This is a genomic window from Spirillospora sp. CA-108201, from assembly GCF_050936235.1.
Taxonomy (GTDB): Bacteria; Actinomycetota; Actinomycetes; order Streptosporangiales; family Streptosporangiaceae; genus Spirillospora.
Genome location: NZ_JBNJNE010000001.1, coordinates 1938835 through 1957082, shown reverse-complemented (window position 1 = coordinate 1957082; position 18248 = coordinate 1938835). Strand labels below are relative to the sequence as shown.

Below are 18248 nucleotides of genomic sequence, written 5' to 3'. Positions count from 1 at the left end.
CGGGTGTGGACGGTGATCACTCTTGCTAACTTGAAAAAACCATAGTAGTGTCCGTTTTCATGGCTCATCTCGCTCGATTCGGGGAATCGTGATGCGACCACGCCACATTCTTTTCGCCGTCACCGGCGGGACGGGTCACATCCGCCCGACGTTCGGCGTCCTCGACGAACTGTCCGCCCGGGGATACGAGATCAGCTTCGTGACTTCCGGCGACTACGTCGACGACCTCGCGGAGGTCGGGGCCCGGCAGATCCGCCACCGCTCGATCTTCGAGGACGGCGTCGACCTGCCGGAGATCGTCGAGCAGGAGGACGCCGAGGCGCTGACGGTGAGCGCGTTCGTCAACGAGAACCTCGCGATGCTCAGGGCGGCGGAGAGCGCTCTGGACGAGAACCCGCCGGACCTGGTCGTCTACGACATCTTCCCCATGATCGCCGGGCGGCTGCTGGCCGCGAGGTGGGGGCGGCCGGCCGTGTGCATCAACGGAGGCTTCGCCTCGAACGAGCACTACTCGGTGTGGGAGGCGCTCAGCGCGGTGCACGGGCACCGGCCGATAGTCGAGACCGAGACGTTCCAGCGGATGATGTCCGAGCTTCTCCCCGCGTACCGCGTCGACCGTTCCCCGACGGAGTTCTGGAACGCGATCGAGGATCTGAACGTCATCTTCCTGCCGCGGTCATTCCAGGTGAAGAACGACACCTTCGACGACCGTTTCGTCTTCGTCGGGCCGAGCTTCTCGCAAGGGCGGCTCCAGCCGGGATGGCGCCCGCCCAGCGAGGACGGCAATGTGCTCCTCATTTCCCTGGGCTCGACCTTCAACGGGCATCCCGAATTCTTCCGCAGCTGCGCGCAGGCATTCGCGGGCACGCCGTGGCATGTCGTCATAGCGACCGGGAACGGCACCGACCCGAAAGCGCTGGAGCCGCTGCCGCCCAACGTCGAGGCCCACCAGTACATCTCGTTCATGGAGGTCCTGCGCCACGCGAAGGCCTTCATCCTGCAGGGCACGCTCGGCGCCACCATGGAGGCCGTCCACTGGGGCTGCCCGATGCTCTTCTTCACCGAGTACGCGGTCGAGGCCAGGCCGTTCGCCGAGCGGTCGGCCGAACTCGGCCTGGGCCATGTGCTGCGGCCCGAGCAGGTCGACGGCGCGAGCCTCGTCTCGGCGGTGGATGCGCTGGTCGCCGACGGCGCCGTCCGCGACCGGATCGCGCGGATGCGGGCGGAGGCCCGCGAGGCCGGCGGCGCCGTCCGGGCCGCGGACGCGATCGACTCGTACGCGCGGCGTGCCGGGACCCGGTCGGAGGGCGGCGCGTTCGGCGCCGTCCGCTGACCGGGCGATGGTCGCCTCGTTCATGGCAACCGTAGCGGGGAAGGGCGGATGATCGATGGCGGTCGTGGTCACCGGCGGCTGTGGCTTCATCGGCAGTCACCTCGTCGAGCGCCTCGCGCGCCAGGGTGAGGACGTCATCGTCTACGACCCCGCCGCGATGCCGCCCGACCTGGACGCCGGCGGGGCCGCCGTCCGCCACGTCAGGGCCGACATCCGCGACGAGCGGGCGCTCGCCGGCGCCCTAGGCCCGGACGTGCACACCGTCTACCACCTCAGCGCGCTGGTCGGGGTCGACCAGTACCTCGACGACCCGCTCGAAGTGATCGACGTCGCGGTCTCCGGCACCCGCAACGTGCTGCGCGCGGCGTCCGCGGCCGGGGTGAAGGTCGTGGTCTCCAGCACCAGCGAGATCTACGGCAAGAACCCCGACGTCCCCTGGTCGGAGGACGCGGACCGGGTGCTGGGCAGCGTCGCCGCCGACCGGTGGTCCTACTCCGCGAGCAAGGCCGTCGCCGAGCACATGGTCGTCGCCTACGCCCGCCACCGGGGCCTGCGCGCCTCGGTCGTGCGGTACTTCAACGTCTACGGGCCGCGGCAGCGCCCCGCGTACGTGATCAGCAAGACCGTGCACCGGGTGCTGCGCGGGCTGCCCCCGCTGCTGTACGACGACGGCGCCCAGACGCGCTGCTTCACCTTCGTCGGTGACGCGGTGGACGCCACGCTGCGCGTCGGCGCCAGCGAGATCGCCGACGGCCGGTGCTTCAACGTCGGCAGCGACCGGGAGACCTCCGTGGCCGACGCGGTCCGGCTGGCGGTCCGGCTGGCCGGAGCGGAGTTCGCCCCGATCCGCGTGAGCACGGACTCGGCGCTGGGCAGCGCCTACGAGGACATCCCCCGGCGCGTCCCGGATGTCAGGAGGATCAGGGAACTGCTCGGCTGGCGCAGCCGCACCCCGCTGCGAGCCGGCCTCGTCAGGACGATCGCGTGGGCCAGGGAGAGCCCGTGGTGGCTGGACGCCGTCGCGGACGCGGCCCAGCGGTCGCTGGTGCCCACAGGCGTCACGACGGCCGCGGACGGCCGGAAAGCGAGGGGACATGACATCGGGTGAGACGGCGGCCGCGGCCGCGGGGACCGGCGCGCTGCCCGCCCCCGCCGCCTACATGTGCGGGCTGACCTGGGACGGGACCAGCCTCTGGCATTCGGACCAGGACGCGGAGAAGATCTTCGCGATCGATCCGGCGACCGGCGGGGTGACCAGGGCGTTCGCCTGCGACAGGGTGCGGGCGGACCTGGCCTGGGACGGCGCCCGGCTGTGCCAGGTCGGCGGCCGCCCGAAGCGGATCGTCCTGATCGACCCCGCCGACGGCCGGATCACCGGGGAGAAGGAGGTGCTCCCCGCGAGCGGCAGGCTGACCGGCGTCGAGCTCGGGGCGGAGGGCCTCTACATGTGCCTGCGCGGTCCGACCGTGGTGCAGGTCAGGGACTACGACACCATGACCGTTCTGCGGGAGTTCCCGGTGGCGGGGGAGTCGCCCTCCGGGCTCACCTACGCCGACGGCGTCGTCGTCTACGGCGACTTCGACGACGCCGTGCTGCGCGCCATGGATCCGAAGACCGGGGAGCATCTGGGGGCCCTGCCCGTTCCGGGCCGCCCGACCGGGCTGACATGGGACGGCCGCCGCCTCTGGTACTGCGACTTCCCCGCGCGGGCCATCCGCCCGCTGGAGCTGTCGGCGGTCCTCTCCGCCTGAGCGGGCGTCCGGTGCGCGCGGGCTCCCTACTTCGCCTTCTTCCTGCCCACCACCTCGTTGATCCAGATGGGCACGAACGGAGACGTGCAGTTCGGGGGAGTGGGGTAGTCCTTGAGGACCTCCAGGCGCTCGCCGATCCCGAGGGCGCGGGCGCGGTACCTCTCGTGCTTGATCCCGATGTTGCCCAGGCAGTCGTTCATCGCCCACTGCAGGCGGTCGGGGGCGCCCTTCATCTCCGCCTCGATGACGTCGAGCAGCTTGTCGAGGTCGAGGCCGTCGGGCTTGCGCATCACGCGCTCCGTGGTCAGCGCCCAGCCGGCGCTCGCGATCACCGGGTCCGCGTCGTCGAGCCACGCCAGCCGCAGTTCCTCGGAGTGCGGGCTCTTCTTCACCACGTAGTTCACGAGCCAGTCGTGCACCTTGGGGGTGCGCGCCCCGCGCAGCATGGAGTCCAGCTCGTCGCGTTCGAACTCCTTCGGGCGGCAGACCAGGGTCGCCAGCAGCCTCGCCGAGCTGTCGCCGGTCTTCCAGAGTTCTCGGGCGAGGTCCTGCTGCGTCTTCAGCCGCTTCGCGAGCGCGCGCAGCTTGCCGAGGTTCACGGCGTGGTCGTCGCCGCGCTTCTCGTTCACCTCGCGCGCCTTGGGATCCTCCAGGTCGGCCAGTTCGGCCATCACCTCGGCCACCGCGGTCCCGGTCATCTCAGCCTCCTGTCTTCCCGGTCACAAGCGTCTGAGAATATCGGCTTAGTTGACAATTATCGCAATAACGAGCTTAACATGCACGGCGTTTCCATTCAACTCTCCCGGTCTCCGTCGAGAGGGCTTTCGCCTTGAATAGGTGAACGAGTTGCTATGCGGCGGATAGTGGCCTATCGGCTGATCTCTTCCCGCATTCGGGGACGCCGGGGTAACCGAGGCCGGCCTTCTTCTCCGGCCGCCGCGCCGCCGGACGGGGGCGAACGCCGCACGTCGGCGCCTTCATTATCGTAGAGTCCGTTGTCGAATCGACCCGTGCCGCAGACGGACTCGAAGGGGCCAGTGATGAGCGACGACGAGCCGGAGATCCCGCCGATGTGGCCGGTGGGGACGAGCCAGGAGTACATCGACGCGCGGATCGAACTGGCGAAGGCCGAAAGGCTGCTGCGCGACCGGGTCGAGGAGGTCGCCGCCGCGCGGCGCCGGATGCCCCGGGGCCCCGTTCTCGGCGACTACTCCTTCACCGAGGGGCCGGCGGACCTCGAGAAGGACGAGCCGACCGCCGCGGTGTCTCTTCGCGACCTTTTCGGCGACCACGAGACCCTGGTCGTCTACCACCTCATGTTCCACCCCGACGACGAGGCGGCCTGCCCGATGTGCTCGATGTGGGTGGACGGCTTCAACGGGGTCGCCGCGCACCTGGCGCAGCACACCGCCTTCGCCGTCATCGGCAAGGCGCCGCTGCCGAAGCTGCGCGCCTGGTCGCGGCGGAGGGGGTGGGGCGACGTGCGCGTGCTGTCCAGTCACGGCACGGAGTTCAACGCCGACATGAACGCCGAGCGCCCGGACGGGGCGCAGCGGCCCATGATCAGCGTTCTGGTCCGGGAGGACGGGCGGGTCCGCCACTCCTACACGCTGCCGGCCGACTTCCTCGACGGCGCCCAGCGCGGCATCGACCTGCTCTCCCCGGTCTGGAACGTCCTCGACCTCCTGCCCGGCGGCCGCGGCGACTGGTACGCCGGCAACGCCTACGCCGGGCGCGGCTGAACCCCGCCGGCCGCCGGGCGCATCGAGCGCGCACTCCCGACCTCGGGCAGATTCGGTATATATTTTCTTAGTATCGAGCTGACCGGGGGTCACCGATGACGACTCAACCCGCGGCCGACGCCGGCGTCTTCCCCTTCCCGCGCGCGTGCCCGTTCAGCCTGCCGCCGGAGTACGAGCGGCTGCGGTCGGAGGGGCGCGCGGTCCGCGCTCGCATGGCCGGGGGGAACCGGGCGTGGCTGGTCGCGCGGCACGAGGACGCGCGGAAGGTCCTCAGCGATCCGCGGATGAGCGTCGACCGGCGCCGCGAGGGGTTCCCCCGGTTCGCGCCCGTCACCGAGGAGGAGCGGCAGGCGTCCTTCCGCGGCTTCCGGCCGCCGATGAACTGGATGGACCCGCCGGAGCACACGGCCGCCCGGCGGTCCGTCCGCGCCGAGTTCTCGCCGGGGCGGACGGAGGCGCTGCGCCCGCGCGTCCAGGAGATCGTCGACCGGCGGCTGGACCTGATGGCGGCCGCCCCGCGCCCGGTCGACCTGGTGCGCGAACTCGCCGCTCCGGTGCCGTCGCTGGTGATCTGCGAGCTCCTCGGCGTGCCCTACCGCGCGCACGGCCACTTCGAGGAGCGCACCGCGCGGATGTTCAGCCACGCCACCCCGGCCGCGGAACGCACCCGGGCCGCGCACGAGATCCGGTCCCTGCTGGCCGGGCTGGTGGCCGACAAGGAGCGCGACCCGCCCGACGACCTCCTCGGCCGGCTCATCGCCGCGGGGCGGCGGGAGGGCGCGGCCGACCGCGAGGCGGTCGTGAGCATGGCGTTCGTCCTGCTCGTCGCCGGGCACTCCACCACCGCCGACATGATCGCGCTCGGCGTCCTGACCCTGCTCGAACACCCCGGCCAGCTCGCGGCGATGGTCGCCGACCCGGCCGGGACGCCGCGCGCCGTCGACGAGCTGCTGCGGTACCTGGCGGTCGTCAACGCCTCGACCGCGCGCACGGCGCTGGCGGACGTCGAGGTGGGCGGCGTCACGGTGCGCGCGGGGGAGGGCGTGGTCGTGCTGGGCCCGGCGGCCAACCGCGACCCGGAGGTCTTCGAGCGCCCGGACGAGTTCGACGTCGGCCGGGGCGGCGGGCGGCACCTGGCGTTCGGCGTCGGCCGGCACCGGTGCCTCGGGCACCGCCTCGCGAGGATGGAACTGCAGATCGTGTTCGATGCCCTCTTCCGGAGACTCCCGGGCCTGCGGCTGGCGGTTCCCTTCGGCGCGCTGTCGTTCAAGGAGAAGGCGAACATCTACGGGGTGCGCGAGCTCCCGGTCACCTGGTGAGCCGCCCGCGCCTCCGCACCGCCGCGGGCATTGAACGAGGGAAGATCATAGTTTAAGTTCATATAGTGTCGCCCGTTGTGCCGCGGCGTCCGAGCCGGGCGCCGTCCGGTCCCGTCGCGGGCGGGGGTACGGGGAAGAAGGGATCTTCCGGATATGCGCGTGATGTTCTGTTCTCACCCAGGTCTTGGTCACTTCTTCCCGCTCGTTCACCTCGCCTGGGCGTTCCGCACGGCCGGCCACGAGGTGATCGCCACGATCGCGGGGCCCACCGAGGGCGCGGCCGGCTCCGGCGTGGAGATCGTCGACGCCGCGCCCGGCTTCAGCATGGAGGCCGTCAACGAGCGGCTGGCGCGAGAGCACCCGGAGTTCGTCCGGACGGTAGCGACCCAGCCGGCGATCAATCTCGACGAGTGGGGGCCCGGGTTCGCCGCGATCAACCGGCCCCTGATCGACGGGAACATCGCGTTGGCCGACGACTGGGGCCCGGACCTGGTCGTCTACGACCAGGGCACCACCGCGGGCCTGTTCGCGGCGGCGCGCGCAGGAGCGCCCGCCGTGCAGCGGAACGTGAGCGCCTGGCGTACCCGCGGCATGCACGAGGCCGCCGCGGCCCACCTGCCCGACGTCTGCGAGCGGTACGGCGTGTCCATCTCCAAGCCGGCCGTCACCATCGAGGAGTTCCCGCCCAGCATGCTCGCCGGCGAGCAGCCGGAGGGCTGGTTCATGCGCTGGCTGCCGCACAGCGGGGGAGCGGTCGTCGGGGACCGGCTGCCCCAGCCCTCCGGGCGGCCGCGCATCGCCGTGAGCATGGGCACGGTCGAGTTGCAGATGCTGGGGACGGGGACCATGCGCACGATCATCGACGCGGCCGCCGACGTGGACGCGGAGTTCGTGCTGGCGCTCGGCGGGGTCGACATCGACTCGCTCGGTCCGCTGCCGGGCAACGTCAGCTCCGTCGGCTGGATCCCCCTGCACCTCCTGCTGGGCACGTGCACCGCCATCGTCCATCACGGCGGCGGGGGAACCGCCCTGGCCGCGATCGACGCCGGCATCCCTCAGCTGATCACACCCGACCCGAGGGACCTGTTCCAGCACACGACCCTGGACGCGGTGCGCAAGCGGGGCATCGGGTTCGTGAGCGAACGCGAGGACGTCGACGCCGGCCTGCTCACCCGGCTGATGACCGACGAGGGCGTCCGCGCCGCCACGGCGGAGGTGCAGCGGGAGATGGCGACGCTGCCCACCCCCGCCGCCACCGCTCAGCGCATCATCGAGCACCTGTTCTGAGGTCCGCGCGGTCCGCGGCTTCCAGATCCGCGCGCAGATCGGACGGCAGCAGCGGCTCGTCGAGAAGCCTCCGGTAGCGCTCGACGAGGGACGTCCGGCCCGTGCCCGCGTTCAGCCACGCGCCCACCAGCCGCGGGCCCTCGATGTACGTCACCGAGTAGGCGCGCCAGAGCGGGTCGGTGAGGAACCGCGTCATCCGCCGGGCGTGGTCGGGAGGCACCAGGAGCCACCGCTCCAGATAGTCGGTGACCTGGTCGGGGTCTGCTCCGCGGTCGTGGAGCATGACGGCGGCGTCCTGGCGCGCGGGCATCAGCAGCCGGATCAGCCGCAGGACCTCCTCCACCAGCTCGCCCTCGACCCGCACGCCGGCGCCGGCGAGGACGTCGGCGGTCCACCGGCCCCATCCCGGCCCCGGGACCGCCGCGTCGGCCATCTCGGCGGTTCCCTCGGCCATGAGGCACTGCGGGGTGTTGACCAGCGAGATCAGGTGCTCGTCGTGGCCGGCGCCGTCGACGAGGCCGGCCTCCTTGCGGCAGTGCTCGGTGTGGTGCCCGGGGTAGGACTCGTGGATCGCCAGCAGCGGCAGGGCGGCGATCGTGCGGCCCGCCTCCGCGTTGAGCTCCACCCTGGAGCGGAAATCGCCGAGGTAGCGGTTGTAGGCGTTCCAGGGCTTGTCGTGCACCACCACGTACTCGACGCTCTCCCGCTCCGGCAGGCCGAACACCGTGCGGGTCATGGCGCGCAGCTCGCCGGACACGGCCTGGACGGCGCGCGCCAGCCGGTCCGGGGGGACGGCGTTGCGCTCGTAGAACGCCGCGGTACGGGCGCGCAGGTCCCCGGCGCCCGGCAGCAGCGCGCCGATCGCGTCGTGGATCTCCGCGTAGCGGTCGGGCTCGCCGAGCTCGATGTCGACCCCGAAGTACGTCCGGACCTCGTCCCCGAACGCGATCTCCTCCCCGGCCATCCGGCGTGCGGCGCAGTTCAGCGCCGCGAGCTGCGCGGACAGGAACCGGCGCCGCGGCTCGGCCAGGCCGCTGTCCGGGAGCGCGGCCCGCAGCCGGGCGGCCTCGGAGGCCAGCCCGGCCGCGCCCGGCCGCGGTTCGGCGTCCACCCGGCGGGCCAGCTCCGGGTCGCCGTACCAGGAGTCGACGAACCCGTCGGCGAGCCGGCCGAACCGCAGCCCGAGGCTCAGGTACTCGGTCACCACCTCTTCACGCATGCGCGCTCCCTGGTTCGCCGCCGTGTCGTTCGCCGCCGTGTCGTTCGTCGCAGGGCCGTCCGCCGCAGCGCCGTCCGCCGCCGTCACCGCGCGGGGTCGTCCGGCGGGTCGAGCCAGACGCCGGCGAGGTCGTACGCGTGACCGAGCGCGGGCATCGGGATCGCGCCCCGCACCCGCGCGCCGCACAGGCAGGGGGCGGCGGGCCGCTGGAACAGGATCGGCACGACCGCGGCGTCCTCCAGCACCGCCCGTTCGGCCAGGTTCCAGGCCGCGGTGGACCGCGCGGGCTCCTCGATCGTGGCGAGCGCCCGCTCGATCAGCCGGTCGACCTCCGGACGGCGGTAGCGGCCCCGGTTCGCGGAGTTGCGGGAGTCGCCCGACTGGAACATCGGCTGGAGGAAGACCCGGCCGTTGGCGGGGTACCAGTCGGGCGACCATGACGCGGCCGCGACGTCCCACTCTCCCGCCGCCGCGCGCCGCGGATCCCCGAGCAGGGCGTCCCGGGCGTCGTGGTCGAGCGCCACCAGCCGGACGGTGACGCCCGCCTTCTCCAGGTCGGCCGCGTACGACCGCGCGACCGCGGCGTCCAGATCGGTGTCGAGATGGACCGCGGTGAGCGCCAGGCCGTCCTCGTGGCCCGCCTCGGTGAGCAGTGCCCGGCACTTGCGCGCGTCTCCCCGGCTACCCGGCGTCGCGTAGAGGTCGAGCTCCTGGTGCGCGTCGTTGCCGGGCGGCACGACGGAGCCGGCGGTCCGCACGCGCGCGCCGCCGCCGGACCGCCGGTACAGGCCGGCGATCGCCGCCTTGTCGACCGCGTACGAGAGCGCCCGGCGCACCCTGGCGTCGGCGAGCGCGCCGCCCGCGGCGGGGCTCCGGACGTTGAAGACGAGGTAGGGGTCGAGGGAGAGGCCGAGGCCGTCGCCCGGATCGGCCGGCTCGGCGGCGTGCGGCCCGGCGACCCGCACGCCCCATGGCAGGTCGGCGGCGCCCGACGCGATCCGCGCGGCGACGCGCTCCGGCGCCGCGTCCCCGACCGTGACCTCGACGCCGTCCAGGTACCGGTTCCGGAGCGGGTCGGACTCCTGCCGCCACACGGGGTTGGGTTCGAGTCGCAGCTCGCGGCCCGGCACGAGGCGGACCGGGCGGTACGGCCCGTTGCTCCGCAGGTTGCGGTGCAGCTCCGGGCTGCCCGGCACGAACGCGTCGTACTCGACCGGGGCGGGCGAGGCGCAGGGCAGGGCCATGATGGCGGCGAAGTCGATGGCCGGCCGCATGAGCTCGATGACCAGCGACTCCTCGTCCAGGACGAGGACGCCGGGGATGTCATGGGAGTTCTGGAAGGCCGCCAGTTCCTCGGCACTCGGGTCGTCGCGGCGGATCGCCGCGGCGTAGTCCTCGCAGTACTGCGCCATGCCTCTGATCGTGCTGGTGAAGTAGGGCAGGGCGGCGGGCCTCGTGAGCGGGTTGGCCAGACGCTTCAGCCCGCGCACGACGTCGTGCGCGGTGACCTCCCGCGCGGGCGCGCTGTCCCAGTACACGCCGCGGCGAAGGTGCACCACGTAGTTCGTGTGGCGCGCCCCCATCCCGGTGTTGTAGGTGGACGGGACGTCGGTCGCCAGGTCGGGCGCCGGGGCGATGGCCCGCCAGTCGCGCAGGTCCGGTGCGGGGGCGTAGCCGAACAGCTGCCGGGCGAACAGCCGGATGATCTGGCCGGCGGGCTCCTGGTGGGAGGCCGACGGGTCGAGGCGGTGGACGGGGGCGGGGCCGTGGAGGCGGAGCGTCCCGCCGGCCCGCGCCGGGTCCTCGCTCCACCGGGCGGCCTGGGGCCGCTCGGACACGGTCATGACATCTCCTCGCCGAGGCGGGCCATGATGCCGATCGCCCGGTCGATCTCCTCGCGGGTGTTGAACAGGTGGGTGCAGACCCGCGCCGCGTAGTGCTGGTGCGGCGAGCCCGGGACGTCGAACTCGGTCCACCGGATCCAGATGCGGTGCTCCCGCTCCAGCCGGTCGGTGAACGCGGTGAACTTCTTGATGTTCCAGGCGGCCTCGGGGTCGCGGAACGGGTTGAAGGCGATGAGGGGGGACTTCAGCAGCGGGTCCTCGCCCGGCGAGAAGATCGCCTCCTTGCCGAAGGCCTCCACGAGGCGCCGCCGGGCGTGGTCGCCGAGTTCCATCGCGCGCCGCTCGATGCGGTCCCGGCCGATCTCGTCCCAGATCTCGCAGGCCCGCGCCAGCGCGGCGCCCCGGGCGATGCTCGCGCTGCCAGCGCTCTGCACGTACAGGGCGGTGTCGTCGCTCTCGACCGAGGTCCTCGTCCGCGGCGGAGGACTGCCGATCATCGGGTACCAGGTGGAGATCACCGGCCAGAACGTCGGCAGCGGCAGCGGGTTGTACTCCGGGAAGACCTTGTTGCGCAGGTAGAGGATGCCGGTCCCCAGCGGGCCGCACTGGAACTTCGACCCCGAGCACGCGATGAAGTCGGCGCCGAGCGCCCGCATGTCCAGGTTCACGAGGCCCGGCAGCAGCGCGCCGTCGATCACCGTGGTCAGGCCGTGCCGCTGCGCCAGCTCGCACAGCCGGCGCATCGGCATCATCGTGCCGGTGAACAGGGTGATCCCGGCGAAGGCGAGCACCTTCGTGCGGGGGGTGATGGCCGCCTCGAACAGGTCGACGATCTCGTCGGCCGTGACGTCGTAGCCCGTCGGCATCGTCAGCGTCTTGATGGTCAGGCCGTACCGGTTCCGGACGAGGTTGAAGTTCGACAGCACCGAGTAGCACTCGTGGCTCGTGGTGACCACCTCGTCGCCCTCGTGGAGGTCGAGCCCCTGGATGATGCGGGCGACGCCCTCGGTGGCGTTGTGGCAGATCACGATCTCGTCCTGGTCGACGCCGAACGCCCGGCCGATGGCGGCGCGGTGCTCGTAGTAGCCGGAGGGCTTGTAGACGTCGGCCAGCCCGCCGGTCCACTCGCGGGTCACCCGGTCGATCGTGTCGAGCACCTCGTAGGGCATCGCCCCGACGGTGCCGGTGTTGAGATGGATCGTGGTCGGATCCAGGGCGAACAGTTCGCGGATGCTCTCCCAGGGCGCGTCGCGGAGCCGCCGCGGCGATCCGCCGTTCGCCGCCGCGCCCGGGTCCGGGACGCTGCGCTCGTCGGGCTTCACGGACTGTGTCACGAGTGACCCCCTCCACGTGCGGATGACCAGTCTCCCTCACAATACAATATGTTTTTGAAGTTACTTGGCCAATGGACCCCGGATGAGGGCATTGCGCGCGCCGGCGGCGGGATCGCGCACCGTGTCCCGGCGTCCTGGCGATGACCATCGCGGATGTCGGGACGCGTGCCCGATCCGGGGGTGCCGCGGAGAGCGGCGGACGGGCGGCGGACGGGCGGCGCGCAGGCCGCGGGCCGGTCTCGCGTTCCTATCTGACTTTAAGAAACGATGGTAATCTCCGGCAGGGGACAGGCGGGTCGCCGGCGGTGTCCGCGGGCCCGGTGGCGTGCACGGAAGGTGATCGGTGTGGAGCCTCGTTACGGCGGCACTCTCCGCTACTTCGGACCGGGTGGAATGGACCATGTCGATCCTGCGTGCGCCTATTACGCCTTTTCGCACCAGATCATCAGGCTGTTCGCGCGGCAGCTGTTCGGCTACCCGACGGCCGTGGACGAGACCGCGCTGACCCCGGTCCCCGACGTCGCCGCGGAGTCGCCGACGGTCGCCAACGGCGGGATGAGCCCGGACGGGCTCGTGTACCGGATCCGCCTGCGCCCGGGCGTCATGTGGGACACCGACCCGCCGCGCGAGGTGACGGCCGGGGACTTCGTGCGCGGCTTCAAGCGGATGTGCAACCCGGTGGCCGGCGCCGGGGCGATCGCCTACTACACGAGCACGATCAGGGGGATGGCGGAGTTCGCCGAGGGATACCGGCGCGCGTTCGCCGGCCGGACCCCGTCGGCCGCCGACCTGGCCGGCTACCAGAACGCGCACGAGATCCCCGGCCTGCGGGCCGACGGCGACCGCACCCTGGTCGTCGAGCTGGTGCGGCCCGCCAACGACCTGCTGAACCTGCTGTCGATGATGTTCGCGTCGGCGGCGCCGCGCGAGTACGACCGGTTCGTCCCGGACAGTGATGAGTTCATAGCGAACATCCGCTCCAACGGCCCGTACCGCCTCACCGGCTACGAGAACGGCCGTTTCCTGACCATGGAGCGGAACCCGGTGTGGCGGCAGGACACCGATCCGCTGCGGCACCAGTACGTCGACGGCCTGGACGTGCGGATGGCGCGCGTCGGCGACGACCGGGTGCGGGAGGCGATCCGCAGCGGAGAGGCCGACCTCTCGTGGGGCGCGCCGGTCATCAGCGAGGACCGCCGCCCCCCGGACGCGGACCGGCATCTCGGGTACGCGATGAACCCCTACCTGGTGTTCAACCTGAAGAGCCCGAACGAGGGCGGGGCGCTGCGCGACGTCAGGGTGCGCAGAGCCGTCGCGTACGCCGTCGACAAGGCCTCCATGGTCCGGCTGCTCGACGACATGGACCTGGGGACGGTGACGCAGACGGCGCACACGGCGATCCCTCCGGGCAACTTCGGGCACCGCGAGTACGACCGCTATCCGACGCCGGGGGACCACGGCGATCCGGCGCGGGCGCGGGCGCTGCTCGCCGAGGCGGGGTATCCCGACGGCCTCGCCGTGAAGGTCCTGTACCGCGCCGACGCCCCCCACGCCGACATCGCGCGGTACTACGCCGCCGACCTGGAGAAGGCGGGGTTCGCGGTCGAACTGCGGCTGATCAGCCAGCCCGACGAGTACTACCGGTTCCTGCAGAACCCGGCCATGGCCGAGGCCGGCGAGTGGGACATCACGGCGGCGGCGTGGACGCCCGACTGGTTCGGCAACAACGGCCGCGCCTACGTCCAGCCGATGTTCCAGTCCAACTTCGCCGCCGGCACCAGCAACTACGGCGGGTACCGCAACCCCGAGGTCGACCGCCTCATCGAGGAGGCCCTGTCCGAAGGGGATCCGGCGCGGGCGGAGGAGCTGTGGCACCGGATCGACCGGCAGGTCATCGAGGACGTCGCGATCGTGCCCGTGCTGGCCTGCGAGCCGACCATCCCCCACATGACCAGCGCGCGCGTGCGCAACGGCCTGCCGCTGCCGCAGGTGGACCGCTGGCTCGACGCGGCGTGCATCTGGCTCGACCCGCCCGGCTGAGCCGCGGGTCGGCGGTCAGAGGGGCACGCCCTCGGCGATCGACATGACCGAGGCGGTGGGCAGGACGCGGGCGAGCCGCAGGCCGGCGGCCTCGAACAGCGGGTGCAGTTCCGCCTCGGTGCGCTCCTGCCCGGTTCGCGCCGCGAGCATCATGAAGTCCATCGGCTTGCTCTGGTGGGCCTCGTTCCCGGCCGGGACGATCGCGTCGACGGCGATGACCCGCCCGTCCGGCTTCATCGCCCGGCGGCAGTTGCGCAGGATCGCCACGCACTTCTCGTCGTCCCAGTTGTGCAGGATGCGCTTGATCAGGTACACGTCCGCGGTGGGGACGGAGGCGAAGAAGTCTCCGCCGGCGATCTGCCAGCGGCCGGCGATGTCGTCCCCGCCGAGCAGGTGGTGGCCGAGCACGTGCTCCTCCTCGTCGAGGAGGACGCCGTGCAGCCCCGGGTTCTCGCGCAGCACGGCGCGCAGGAACCCTCCCTTGCCGCCGCCGACGTCGACGACCGTGCCGGTCGGCGGGAACGCGCAACTTCCGGCGACGAGGGCGTTCTCGGCCTCGGAGACCGTCGCCATGCCGTCGTAGAAGAGCGCCTCGGTGTCGGCGTTCTCCGCGAAGTAGCCGCCGATCGTCGTGCCGAAGAGCCGCTCGAACGTCGTCGTCTCGTCCCGCGCGACGGTCGCGGCCGCGTGGGCGGTGTCCCAGAACATCCGGTCGGTGAACATCAGGATCCCCGCGCGGGCGGACATCGGGGCGTCGGCGCGCAGCGCGTCGCCCCTGGCGGTCAGCCGGAACCGCCCCGGCCCGTCCTCGTGCACCACGTCCCGTGCCGCGAGCAGGCGCAGGATCCGGTAGAGCGCCCCCGGTCCCGTTCCGGTGGCGGCGGCGAGCTCGGCCGTCGTGCGCGGCCCCTCGGCCAGGTGGTCGGCCACCCCGAGTTCCGCCGCGGCGCGCAGCGCGGCCGCGTAGGTGAACCCCATCGCCTCCTCGAAGAGGAAGAGCGCGGACTGCTGCGCGTCCATCGGCCCCTGCTCCCTCCCGGCGGCGGCCCGCCGTGGCTCGACCCGACCGACTACTTACTCTATGAATATAAAGTAACTTGGGTCGCAAGCAACGGTGAGCGGCCTCGCCCCGATCCCCCGCGGAGGACGCCCGATGAGCTACGGGTCGGCGCACGCCGAACTCTACGATCCGGTGTTCCGCGACCGCGGGAAGGACTTCGAGGGGGAGGCCGAGGGGCTGAACCGGCTGGTCCGGTCCCGGTTCCCGGGAGCGCGCTCCCTGCTCGACGTCGCGTGCGGCACCGGCGCCCATCTGGAGACCCTCGCCGGGCACTTCGACCGCGTCGAAGGACTCGACCGCTCGCCCGCCATGCGGGACGTCGCGCGGGGGCGGCTGCCCGGCGTCGCGGTGCACGCCGGCGACATGCGGGACTTCGAACTCCACCGGACCTTCGACGCGGTCATCTGCATGGGCAGCGCGCTCGCCGAAGCGGAGTCGCCCGAGCAGATGGCCGGTTCGGTCGCCAGGATGTCGGCGCACCTGGCCCCGGGCGGGGTCCTGATCGTCGAACCGTGGTACTTCCCCGAGGACTTCCTCGACGGGCATGCCGCCGGGCACCTGTTCCAGGAGGACGGCCGGGTGGTCTCGCGGATGACGCACTCGGCGAGGCACGGGGACAGGAGCCGGGTGGAGATCAGGTTCACGGTCGTGGACTCGTCCGGATTCCGGGAGTTCGCCGACGTGATCGTCAAGTACCTGCTTCCCCGGGAGCGGTACGAGGCCGCCTTCGCGGGGGCGGGCTGCACCGTCGAGTTCGTGCCCGGCTTCTCGCTGGCCGGCGGCCGCCCGAACGGGCCCGGGCTCTTCGTCGGCGTCCGCGCCGAGGGCGCCTGAGCCGGCATCATCACTTGACTTTAATATAGTTATGGCTCGATGCTACCGCCATGCGGAGCGCAGCGGCCCACCGAATCGCCCTTGTCAACGTCGCCAACCACGGCAGCGTGCTCCCCACCCTTCCGGTGGTGTCGGAGCTGGTCCGGCGCGGGCACGACGTCGGCTACGTGACGTCGCCGGAGTACGCCGGGCTGGTCGAGCGGGCCGGCGCGACGGCGATCCCCTACGAGTCGGGGGCCTCCGGCGCGGCCGAGGCCTTCGCGGACGACGACCCCGCCCGGCCCCACCTGCTGTACCTCGCGGAGAACGAGGCCGTCCTGCGGGCCGCGCACGCGCACTACGCCGAGGACGCGCCGGACCTGGTGCTGTACGGGGAGGTGCCGATCATCGCGGGCCAGGCGCTGGCGGCCGTCTGGAAGCGCCCCGCGTGCCGGATGAACCCGGGCTTCGCCTCCAACCACGCCTACTCCTACTCGCGGGAGATGATCGAGGAGACCGGCGGCGTCGACGAGCGCACCCAGGCCGTCGTCGGCGAGAGGCTGGCCGGCCTGCTCGCCGGGTACGGCCTCCGGGACCGGGCCGGGGAGTTCGCGGACCGGGTCGAGAACCTCAACCTGGTGTTCATCCCCCGCAAGTTCCAGATCGCGGAGGACACCTTCGACGAGAGGTTCGCGTTCGTCGGGCGCTCGGCCGCGCCCGAGGACCGGCCCGGCGCGTGGCGGCCCCCGGAGGACGGCGCGCCGGTGGTGCTGATCTCGCTGGGGACGACGTTCAACGACCATCCCGACTTCTACCGGCAGTGCGCGGAGGCGTTCGAGGGCGCGCCCTGGCACGTGGTGATGGCCCTGGGGGACCGGGTCGGAACGGGCGATCTCGGTTCCCTGCCCGCGAACGTCGAGGCGCACCGGTGGGTCTCCCTCCCCGCCGTGCTCGAACACGCGCGGCTGCTCGTCACCCACGGCGGCATCGGCGCCGTGATGGACGCGCTGATCGTGGGCCGGCCCATGGTCGTCGTGCCGTTCACGTTCGACGTCAAGCCGATGGCCCGGCGGGTGGGCGAGCTGGGGCTGGGGACCGTGGTCCCCGCGGCGGAGTTCACCGGCGCGCGGCTGCGCGAGGCGGTGGAGGAGGTGGCGGGCGACCGGGCCACGCTGGACCGGGTGCGCCGCATGCGGGAGCACACGGCGCGGGCCGGCGGCGCCGCCCGGGCCGCCGAGGTGATCGAAGCCTATCTCGCGCGGGGACGTTGACCGGGGCGAAGGCCGCGCCGTAACTTTAAAAACAAGTACTAAAAAGGGTCGGGTGTCGTCCTGACGAGAGGGAGTCCGCGATGATTCCGCTGTTCAAGGTCGCGATGGCGCCGGACGCGCTCGGCCGGATCTCCGAGGTGCTCGACAGCGGCCGCCTGGAGCACGGACCGAAGGTGGCCGAGTTCGAGAAGGCCGTGGCGCTGCGCCTCGGCAACCCGCGCGTCCTCGCGGTCAACTGCGGAACCTCCGGCCTCCACCTCGCGCTCAGCATGGTGGCCGACCCCGACCGGTTCCCCGCGACGGCCCAGCCCTCCGCCGCCGGTCCGGGCGAGGTGCTGAGCACGCCGCTGACCTTCGAGGCCACGAACTGGCCGATCCTCGCCCACGGGCTGCGCGTGCGCTGGGTCGACGTCGATCCCGCCACGCTGACGATCGACCTCGACGACCTCGCCGCGAAGATCTCGCCGGCCACCCGCGCGATCGTCGTCGTCCACTGGCTGGGATATCCGGTGGACCTGAACCGGCTGCGCGAGATCGTCGACCGGGCCGAGGAGGCCCACGGGTTCCGCCCCGTGGTGATCGAGGACTGCGCGCAGGCGTGGGGCGCGACCTACCGGGGGGCGCCGCTCGGCAGCCACGGGAACGTCTGCGTGTACAGCTTCGGCGCCATCAAGATCCTCTCCTGCGGCAGCGGCGGCCTGATCGTGCTCCCCGACGAGGACCTGCACCGGCGGGCCCGGCTGCGCCGCTGGCTCGGCATCGAGCGGCAGGCCGACCGGGTGCACGGCGACTACGACGTCGCCGAATGGGGCTACCGCTTCCCGATGAACGACATCTCCGCCGCGATCGGACTGTCCAACCTGGAGATCGTCGACGGCCTGCTCGCCAGGACGCGCAGGAACGCCGCCTTCTACGACAAGGAGCTGTCGGGGATCGCGGGCGTCGAGCACACCGAGCGGGCGGACGACCGGGAGCCCTCGTTCTGGGCCTATCCGCTGAAGGTGTCGGACCGCACGTCCTTCATGCGGAAGATGGCCGACGCCGGCATCATGACGAGCGTGATCTCCCGGCGCAACGACGCCCACAGCTGCGTGGCCGCGGCGCGGGCCGGGCTCCCGGGCCTGGACGGCGTGCACGACCGCGTGGTGTACGTGCCCGTCGGCTGGTGGCTGTCGGAGGAGGAGCGCGGCCGCATCGCGGACACGATCAGGTCGGGCTGGTGACGGGCGCGGCGC

Annotated in this window: 15 protein-coding genes; 10 read left to right on the top strand and 5 right to left on the bottom strand. The window is 72.2% G+C overall.

Going from position 1 to position 18248, the window contains the following annotated elements; all coding sequences use genetic code 11:
- Positions 1-91: 91 nt before the first annotated feature.
- Genes ACQEU6_RS09720 through ACQEU6_RS09710 form a run of 3 tightly spaced genes read left to right on the top strand, consistent with a single transcriptional unit; the run spans position 92 to position 3084 of the window.
- A complete protein-coding gene (locus ACQEU6_RS09720) occupies positions 92-1333 on the top strand; it encodes a macrolide family glycosyltransferase (protein WP_499330795.1) in 1242 nt (413 codons plus the stop codon).
- Between the two features lie 55 nt (positions 1334-1388).
- Positions 1389-2441 carry an NAD-dependent epimerase/dehydratase family protein gene (locus ACQEU6_RS09715; protein ID WP_499330794.1) on the top strand — a complete coding sequence of 351 codons (1053 nt, stop codon included), beginning with the start codon at positions 1389-1391 and terminating at the stop codon, positions 2439-2441.
- Positions 2428-3084, top strand: coding sequence for an NHL repeat-containing protein (locus tag ACQEU6_RS09710; protein ID WP_499330793.1), 657 nt, complete (start codon positions 2428-2430; stop codon positions 3082-3084). Before ACQEU6_RS09715 ends, ACQEU6_RS09710 begins: the two co-directional genes overlap by 14 nt.
- 26 nt (positions 3085-3110) lie before the next feature.
- Here ACQEU6_RS09710 and ACQEU6_RS09705 read toward each other — a convergent pair whose 3' ends face one another.
- Positions 3111-3782 carry a DNA alkylation repair protein gene (locus tag ACQEU6_RS09705; protein WP_499330792.1) on the bottom strand — a complete coding sequence of 224 codons (672 nt, stop codon included), beginning with the start codon at positions 3780-3782 and terminating at the stop codon, positions 3111-3113.
- A 342-nt stretch (positions 3783-4124) separates the two neighbouring features.
- Between ACQEU6_RS09705 and ACQEU6_RS09700 the strand changes: the two genes are divergently transcribed.
- The 3 genes from ACQEU6_RS09700 to ACQEU6_RS09690 all read left to right on the top strand — a co-directional run bounded on the left by ACQEU6_RS09700 (position 4125) and on the right by ACQEU6_RS09690 (position 7432).
- Positions 4125-4826, top strand: coding sequence for a DUF899 family protein (locus ACQEU6_RS09700; RefSeq protein WP_499330790.1), 702 nt, complete (start codon positions 4125-4127; stop codon positions 4824-4826).
- 95 nt (positions 4827-4921) lie between these two features.
- Positions 4922-6145 (top strand): cytochrome P450, encoded by a 1224-nt coding sequence (locus ACQEU6_RS09695; protein ID WP_499330789.1) that lies wholly within the window; start codon positions 4922-4924, stop codon positions 6143-6145.
- Positions 6146-6298: 153 nt separating this feature from the next.
- Positions 6299-7432, top strand: coding sequence for a nucleotide disphospho-sugar-binding domain-containing protein (locus tag ACQEU6_RS09690; RefSeq protein ID WP_499330787.1), 1134 nt, complete (start codon positions 6299-6301; stop codon positions 7430-7432).
- On the opposite strand, the gene ACQEU6_RS09685 is transcribed toward ACQEU6_RS09690, so the two are convergent.
- From ACQEU6_RS09685 to ACQEU6_RS09675, 3 genes are all read right to left on the bottom strand, one after another.
- Entirely contained in the window at positions 7413-8651 is a 1239-nt protein-coding gene (locus ACQEU6_RS09685; RefSeq protein WP_499330785.1) for a hypothetical protein, read from the bottom strand. The genes ACQEU6_RS09690 and ACQEU6_RS09685 overlap by 20 nt on opposite strands.
- Before the next feature lie 83 nt (positions 8652-8734).
- On the bottom strand, positions 8735-10495 hold the full coding sequence (locus ACQEU6_RS09680) for an ABC transporter substrate-binding protein (protein ID WP_499330783.1): 1761 nt from the start codon (positions 10493-10495) through the stop codon (positions 8735-8737).
- Positions 10492-11829, bottom strand: a complete 1338-nt coding sequence (locus ACQEU6_RS09675; RefSeq protein WP_499330781.1) for an aminotransferase class V-fold PLP-dependent enzyme — start codon at positions 11827-11829, stop codon at positions 10492-10494. The genes ACQEU6_RS09680 and ACQEU6_RS09675 overlap by 4 nt, the downstream gene beginning before the upstream one ends.
- 345 nt (positions 11830-12174) lie before the next feature.
- Between ACQEU6_RS09675 and ACQEU6_RS09670 the strand changes: the two genes are divergently transcribed.
- A complete protein-coding gene (locus tag ACQEU6_RS09670) occupies positions 12175-13869 on the top strand; it encodes an ABC transporter substrate-binding protein (RefSeq protein ID WP_499330780.1) in 1695 nt (564 codons plus the stop codon).
- Between the two features lie 15 nt (positions 13870-13884).
- Here ACQEU6_RS09670 and ACQEU6_RS09665 read toward each other — a convergent pair whose 3' ends face one another.
- Entirely contained in the window at positions 13885-14889 is a 1005-nt protein-coding gene (locus ACQEU6_RS09665; protein WP_499330779.1) for a methyltransferase, read from the bottom strand.
- A gap of 133 nt (positions 14890-15022) precedes the next feature.
- Between ACQEU6_RS09665 and ACQEU6_RS09660 the strand changes: the two genes are divergently transcribed.
- The 3 genes from ACQEU6_RS09660 to ACQEU6_RS09650 all read left to right on the top strand — a co-directional run bounded on the left by ACQEU6_RS09660 (position 15023) and on the right by ACQEU6_RS09650 (position 18236).
- Positions 15023-15763 carry a class I SAM-dependent methyltransferase gene (locus ACQEU6_RS09660; protein WP_499330777.1) on the top strand — a complete coding sequence of 247 codons (741 nt, stop codon included), beginning with the start codon at positions 15023-15025 and terminating at the stop codon, positions 15761-15763.
- 50 nt (positions 15764-15813) lie between these two features.
- Entirely contained in the window at positions 15814-17013 is a 1200-nt protein-coding gene (locus tag ACQEU6_RS09655; protein WP_499330775.1) for a macrolide family glycosyltransferase, read from the top strand.
- Positions 17014-17093: 80 nt separating this feature from the next.
- Positions 17094-18236 carry a DegT/DnrJ/EryC1/StrS family aminotransferase gene (locus tag ACQEU6_RS09650; protein WP_499330774.1) on the top strand — a complete coding sequence of 381 codons (1143 nt, stop codon included), beginning with the start codon at positions 17094-17096 and terminating at the stop codon, positions 18234-18236.
- Positions 18237-18248: the final 12 nt, after the last annotated feature.

Coding starts and splice junctions, on each gene's coding strand:
- ACQEU6_RS09720 (WP_499330795.1), top strand. CDS start 92: ATGCGACCACGCCACATTCTTTTCGCCGTCACCGGCGGGACGGGTCAC.
- ACQEU6_RS09715 (WP_499330794.1), top strand. CDS start 1,389: ATGGCGGTCGTGGTCACCGGCGGCTGTGGCTTCATCGGCAGTCACCTC.
- ACQEU6_RS09710 (WP_499330793.1), top strand. CDS start 2,428: ATGACATCGGGTGAGACGGCGGCCGCGGCCGCGGGGACCGGCGCGCTG.
- ACQEU6_RS09705 (WP_499330792.1), bottom strand. CDS start 3,782: ATGACCGGGACCGCGGTGGCCGAGGTGATGGCCGAACTGGCCGACCTG.
- ACQEU6_RS09700 (WP_499330790.1), top strand. CDS start 4,125: ATGAGCGACGACGAGCCGGAGATCCCGCCGATGTGGCCGGTGGGGACG.
- ACQEU6_RS09695 (WP_499330789.1), top strand. CDS start 4,922: ATGACGACTCAACCCGCGGCCGACGCCGGCGTCTTCCCCTTCCCGCGC.
- ACQEU6_RS09690 (WP_499330787.1), top strand. CDS start 6,299: ATGCGCGTGATGTTCTGTTCTCACCCAGGTCTTGGTCACTTCTTCCCG.
- ACQEU6_RS09685 (WP_499330785.1), bottom strand. CDS start 8,651: ATGCGTGAAGAGGTGGTGACCGAGTACCTGAGCCTCGGGCTGCGGTTC.
- ACQEU6_RS09680 (WP_499330783.1), bottom strand. CDS start 10,495: ATGACCGTGTCCGAGCGGCCCCAGGCCGCCCGGTGGAGCGAGGACCCG.
- ACQEU6_RS09665 (WP_499330779.1), bottom strand. CDS start 14,889: ATGGACGCGCAGCAGTCCGCGCTCTTCCTCTTCGAGGAGGCGATGGGG.
- ACQEU6_RS09660 (WP_499330777.1), top strand. CDS start 15,023: ATGAGCTACGGGTCGGCGCACGCCGAACTCTACGATCCGGTGTTCCGC.
- ACQEU6_RS09655 (WP_499330775.1), top strand. CDS start 15,814: ATGCGGAGCGCAGCGGCCCACCGAATCGCCCTTGTCAACGTCGCCAAC.
- ACQEU6_RS09650 (WP_499330774.1), top strand. CDS start 17,094: ATGATTCCGCTGTTCAAGGTCGCGATGGCGCCGGACGCGCTCGGCCGG.